The sequence below is a fragment of the Solemya pervernicosa gill symbiont genome, assembly GCF_002020875.1.
Classification (GTDB): Bacteria; Pseudomonadota; Gammaproteobacteria.
Genome location: NZ_MPRL01000111.1, coordinates 1 through 5,734, shown reverse-complemented (window position 1 = coordinate 5,734; position 5,734 = coordinate 1). Strand labels below are relative to the sequence as shown.

At 56.9% G+C, this 5,734-nt stretch carries 6 protein-coding genes and 1 pseudogene; all 7 read left to right on the top strand.

What is annotated here, in order from left to right; genetic code table 11:
- Positions 1-82: 82 nt before the first annotated feature.
- Positions 83-565: an RnfABCDGE type electron transport complex subunit D gene (locus BOW52_RS16175; RefSeq protein ID WP_078485117.1), complete on the top strand. Its 483-nt coding sequence runs from the start codon at positions 83-85 to the stop codon at positions 563-565.
- Complete coding sequence (locus BOW52_RS16170) at positions 562-1,242, top strand: FMN-binding protein (RefSeq protein WP_078485116.1); 681 nt, start codon at positions 562-564, stop codon at positions 1,240-1,242. The genes BOW52_RS16175 and BOW52_RS16170 overlap by 4 nt, the downstream gene beginning before the upstream one ends.
- Positions 1,239-1,892, top strand: coding sequence for an electron transport complex subunit RsxE (gene rsxE, locus BOW52_RS16165; protein ID WP_078485115.1), 654 nt, complete (start codon positions 1,239-1,241; stop codon positions 1,890-1,892). The genes BOW52_RS16170 and rsxE overlap by 4 nt, the downstream gene beginning before the upstream one ends.
- Positions 1,889-2,470: pseudogene (locus tag BOW52_RS16160) on the top strand (electron transport complex protein RnfA). Before rsxE ends, BOW52_RS16160 begins: the two are co-directional and overlap by 4 nt.
- 1 nt (position 2,471) lies before the next feature.
- Entirely contained in the window at positions 2,472-2,657 is a 186-nt protein-coding gene (locus tag BOW52_RS16155) for a chemotaxis protein (protein WP_078485114.1), read from the top strand.
- A gap of 122 nt (positions 2,658-2,779) precedes the next feature.
- Entirely contained in the window at positions 2,780-5,278 is a 2,499-nt protein-coding gene (gene ppsA / locus BOW52_RS16150; RefSeq protein ID WP_078485113.1) for a phosphoenolpyruvate synthase, read from the top strand.
- A 157-nt stretch (positions 5,279-5,435) separates the two neighbouring features.
- Positions 5,436-5,642, top strand: coding sequence for a kinase/pyrophosphorylase (locus BOW52_RS16145; protein ID WP_236725791.1), 207 nt, complete (start codon positions 5,436-5,438; stop codon positions 5,640-5,642).
- Positions 5,643-5,734 lie beyond the last annotated feature (92 nt).

The following is a 5,734-nucleotide window of genomic DNA, read 5'->3' as shown; positions in this document are numbered from 1 at the left end:
TTCGTCGTTCGCTCTCGCTCTCAACTACGAATAGGCAGACGGCGTCGACTATCGCGGACTAACCGCCTTCGCTTCGCTATCCATGGCGGTCAGCGAAGGTGTGGCGACCGATACGTTTGATCTTTTCACCGGCATGGTTGCCGGTTCTAGCGGAGAAACATCAGCTCTGCTGATAATTTTCTGCGGCGTCTATCTCATCATGCGAGGCATGATGGACTGGCGTATTCCGGCGTCGGTACTGCTAGGTGCCTCCCTGACTGCCGGCTTTTTATTCCTGCTAAATAGCGAGGTCTACCCCGACCCGCTGTTCATGCTCTTCTCTGGTGGGCTGATGCTCGGCGCGATGTTCATGGCGAGCGATATGGTCGCCTCACCGGTCACCCCCTGGGGTGTCATTCTCTACGGCCTGCTGATCGGTTTTCTCACGATCATCATCCGTATCTTCGGTGGTCTACCTGAGGGGGTGATGTACGCGATCCTGCTCGGCAACGCCGCTGCACCGCTAATCGAGAGCTTCACCCAGCCGCGCATCTACGGCGATAAAAAACGGGAGGCTCGGTCATGAATGGCGATCAGGCTATCGTTGAACAACAGACCGACTCCGGCGGCAAGATGATCCGCACCCTCGGCGGCATCGCGATGATTTCCGGTTTCCTGGTGGTACTGGTCTACCAGTGGACCGCACCGATGATTGCCGAGAACAAACGTCGTGCGATTGAACAGGCGATATTCCAGGTGCTGCCCGGTGCGGTGAGCCGCAAAGATTTCCACCTCAGCGAATCACAGTTGATTGCGGGAGAGGGTGACGGGGTGATGATCTACGCCGGCTTTGACGCCGAGGGCAAACTCAAGGGTATCGCTGCCGAGGCGGCGGCACAGGGGTATGCCGATGTAATCCAGATGCTGTTCGGTTACGACCCCGCCTGTGAGTGCATCACAGGCATCAAGATATTGAAGAGTGCTGAGACCCCCGGACTGGGTGACAAGATCTTCAAAGACGCCGATTTTGTCGCCAACTTCAATGCGCTTGAAGCGCGCCTCAACAGTACCGCCACGGCACTGGCCAATCCGATCACCACCGTCAAACACGGCACCAAGAGCGAGCCGTGGCAGATCGATGCGATCTCCGGTGCCACTGTCTCCTCGGTCGCCATCGGCAAGGCACTCGATCACAGCGCCCAGCGACTATTGCCACAGCTGCATATTCAGTGGCCGACCATCTCCGGGAGGAGAGAGCCATGAGTATCAAGGCCAACAATGAGATCACACTCGACACCTTCACCAGCGGCGTCTGGAAGGAGAATCCGGTCTTTGTGATGCTGCTTGGCATGTGCCCGGTGCTGGCGGTGACCAACTCGGTGATCAACGCGCTGGCGATGGGACTGGCAACCACCTTCGTCCTGCTCGCCTCGGGGCTGCTGGTTTCACTACTGCGTAACCACATTCCCAAGCAGGTGCGTATCGCCACCTACATTGTAATCATCGCCACCTTCGTCACCATCGTCGACTACGTGATCCAGGCGATCAGCCTCGAGCTCTACAACCAGCTCGGCGCCTTCATTCAGCTGATCGTCGCCAACTGCATGATCCTTGGTCGCGCTGAGGTCTACGCCTTTCGTAACGGGCCGGTGAAGTCATTGATCAACGGCCTCGGCCAGGGAGCCGGTTTTACCATCGCCCTGCTCTGCCTCGGCTCGGTGCGTGAACTGCTCGGTGCCGGCACCCTGCTCGGCGTGCAGATCTTTGGTAACGGTTTTGAACCCTGGGTGGTAATGATCCTGCCACCCGGTGGCTTCTTTGTACTCGGCGCCTGGCTGCTACTCTTTAACTGGTTGAAAGAGCGGCGCGAACAGAAGCAGCTTGATAACGCTGCCGTGGAGAGTGGCTCATGATGCAGTCTCACAGTTTTATCTTTCTCAACGCACTGTTGATCAACAACTTCGTGCTGGCCCTGTTTCTCGGTATCTGCCCCTTCCTCGGCGTCTCGGGCAAGTTAAAGACCGCCTGGTAGATGGGGCTCGCCACCGCCTTTGTGATGATGATCAGCTCAATCTGCGCCTTTGTGATCAACTGGCTGCTGGCCGAATTCAACATCGAGTTCCTGCGGCTGATCTGCTACATCGCGGTGATCGCCTCGGCGGTACAGCTGGTGGAGATGACGATGAAGAAATTCAGTCCGACTCTGTTCCGTGCGCTCGGCATCTTTCTGCCGCTGATCACTACCAACTGCGCGATCCTCGGTCTGGCGCTATTCCAGACCTTTAAGGATTACACCTTCACCCAGTCACTCGCTTACAGCGCCGGTGCTGGAGGCGGATTCATTCTGGCGATCATGCTGATGGCGGGGTTGCGCGAAAAAATCGAACTCTCTGATGTACCGAGTGTAAGTCAGGGTGCGGCGATGAGTCTGATGCTCGCCGGTCTGCTCTCACTCGCCTTTATGGGGTTTGCCGGTCTGGGGGGACACTGAAATGAATGACTATCTGATTGCAATGGGTGCCACCTTCACACTGATGATCGGCTGGCTATTGGTGCAGTTTATCGCGCGCGAGTTTACACGCCGCCACCCAGAGTTTGGCGCCTTCCGTGAAGAGGGCGGTGGTTGTGGCAAGAGCTGTATGTGTAGCAAGGGAGGATCGTGCAAGAAGGCAAAGTAGCGCCTCGTTGCAGCGATTTAATAGTTAAGTGCGGCAGAGACTGCGCAGATTTTATTAACCAGTTCCGTTACACCAACAGGTGAACGGTCACAGTAGTAAATACGAGTAATGAGGGGTGTAGTGTGGACGAGCAAATTATCTGGTTTGAGTCTCTCGGCATGGATGACGTTGAGCGGGTTGGCGGCAAGAACGCATCTCTGGGAGAGATGATTAGCGGCTTGTCTGCTGCAGGCGTCAGTGTGCCGGGTGGCTTTGCCACCACCGCTTCTGCATTTCGAGATTTCCTACATCAGGGACAGCTGGCAGAGCGTATCAACGGCCTACTCTCCCGTCTCGATACCGATGATGTGAAGGCACTGGCCGACGCCGGTGCAACCATCCGACAGTGGGTGATCGAGACCCCCTTCACCGAACACCTTGAGGCAGCGGTCATCGGCGCCTACGAGAAGATGTGTGAAGGACAGGGTGGTGACTTTGCCGTGGCGGTTCGCTCCTCAGCCACCGCCGAGGATCTCCCCGATGCCTCCTTCGCCGGACAGCAGGAGACCTTCCTCAATGTACGCGGTATCGACGCGGTCATGACCGCCGTCAAACACGTCTTCGCTTCACTCTATAACGATCGTGCCATTGCCTACCGCGTGCATCAGGGTTTTGAGCACAGCCACGTCGCCCTCTCCGCTGGCATACAGAAGATGGTGCGCTCCGATATCGGCTCTGCCGGCGTGATGTTCACCCTCGATACCGAGTCTGGCTTCCGCGATGTGGTATTCATCACCAGCGCCTACGGTCTCGGTGAGACGGTGGTACAGGGTGCGGTTAATCCCGATGAATTCTATGTTCACAAACCAACACTCGCCGCTGCTCGCCCTGCCATCGTGCGTCGAAATATCGGTACCAAGGCGCTGAAGATGACCTACAGCGACGAGACCGGACACGGTCGTAGCGTGCAGACCATCGATACCGAGAAGGCAGAGCGCCGTCAGTTCAGCATCAGCGACGAACAGGTCGAGGAGCTGGCGCGTCAGGCGATGATTATCGAGAAACACTACGCCCGTCCGATGGACATCGAATGGGCACTTGATGGTGGTGACGGCAAGCTCTACATCGTACAGGCACGTCCTGAAACGGTAGAGAGCCAGAACAGCGGCCAGCAGATTGAGCGCTTTTCTCTACAGCAGGATGGCGAGGTATTGATTGAGGGTCGTGCGATCGGCAACCGTATCGGTGCCGGTGTCGTGCGTGTTCTCAACGACATCAACGAGATGGATCGTGTAGAGCCCGGTGATGTACTGGTGACCGACATGACCGATCCCGATTGGGAACCGATCATGAAACGCGCCTCGGCGATCGTTACCAATCGCGGCGGTCGTACCTGCCACGCGGCGATCATTGCCCGTGAGCTCGGCATTCCCGCCGTGGTCGGTTGTGGCGATGCCACCTCCCGAGTGAAGGATGGCGATGAGGTGACCGTCTCCTGTGCCGAGGGCGATACCGGTCTGGTCTACGCCAACAAGCTCGACTTCGAGCTAAAGCAGACAGACACCGGAGAGGTGCCTGAACTGGCAACCAAGATCATGATGAACGTTGGCAATCCCGGTCGCGCTTTTGACTTCGCATCGATCCCCAACGGCGGTGTTGGCCTGGCGCGTCTTGAGTTCATCATCAACACCATGATCGGTGTACACCCGAAGGCGCTGCTCGAATTCGATCAGCTGCCTGCAGAGCTACAGGAGAAGATCGCCGATCGGGGAGTCGCTATTTTTGCGGACTTCTTCGTCGTTCGCTCGCGCTCTCAACTACGAATATGCAGACGGCGTCGACTATCGCTGACTAACCGCCTTCGCTTCGCTATCCATGGCGGTCAGCGACTGACTGCGGGTTACGCCTCGCCGGTCGACTTCTACGTCGAGAAGCTCGTCGAGGGTATCAGCACGCTAGCCGCCACCTTCGCCCCTGAGCCGGTGATCGTGCGCATGTCCGACTTCAAGTCGAACGAGTACGCCAACCTGCTTGCCGGTGATCGCTACGAACCCGATGAAGAGAATCCAATGATTGGCTACCGCGGTGCAGCACGCTACCTCGCCGATGATTTCCGCGCCTGTTTCGACCTCGAGTGTCGCGCCTTCAAGAAGGTCCGTGACGAGATGGGTCTGACCAACGTTGAGATGATGATCCCCTTCGTCCGCACCCTCGGTCAGGCGGAGCAGGTTATCGCTCAACTTGAGGAGAACGGCCTTAAGCGAGGTGAGAACGGACTTCGCGTGATCATGATGTGTGAGCTGCCCTCCAATGCCATTCTGGCGAAGCAGTTCCTCGAGCACTTCGACGGCTTCTCGATCGGCTCCAACGACATGACCCAGCTCACCCTGGGACTCGATCGAGACTCTGGACTGATCGCACAATACTTTGACGAGCGTGATCCTGCGGTCAAGGAGATGATCTCGATGGCGATCAAGGCGTGTCATGAAGAGGGCAAGTATGTGGGTATCTGCGGTCAGGGACCGTCGGACTTCCCCGACCTTGCCAACTGGTTACTTGAGCAGGGTATTAGCAGCATTTCACTTAACCCCGATACCGTGGTCGATACCTGGTTACACCTGGCGGGGCAGCGACCCAGTTAATAACAGTTCCTGGCTGGAAACGGGTGCAGGGACGCACCACATTTTTTAAACCTCCGATCAACTCTGTTCATAATGGTATGAGTCACTTTCTACGCATGACTGCAGAGAAACAACTGATCGGGGGTTTCTTTTATAATCGATCGCTATGGAATCACCGATGAAACGTTCTGTCTTTTTTCTCTCCGACCGTACCGGCATCACCGCCGAGACGCTGGCACACAGCCTGCTCACTCAGTTCGAGGATGTGGAGTTCAAACAGCATAACCTCCCCTTCCTCGACAACGTAGAGAAGGCTGAAGCCGCAGTTGAGACAATCAATCAGGCGGCCGAAGATGATGGCGCACCACCACTACTCTTCCGCTGACCGCTATGGATAGCGAAGCGAAGGCGGTTAGTCCGCGATAGTCGACGCCGTCTGCATATTCGTAGTTGAGAGCGCGAGCGAACGACGAAGAA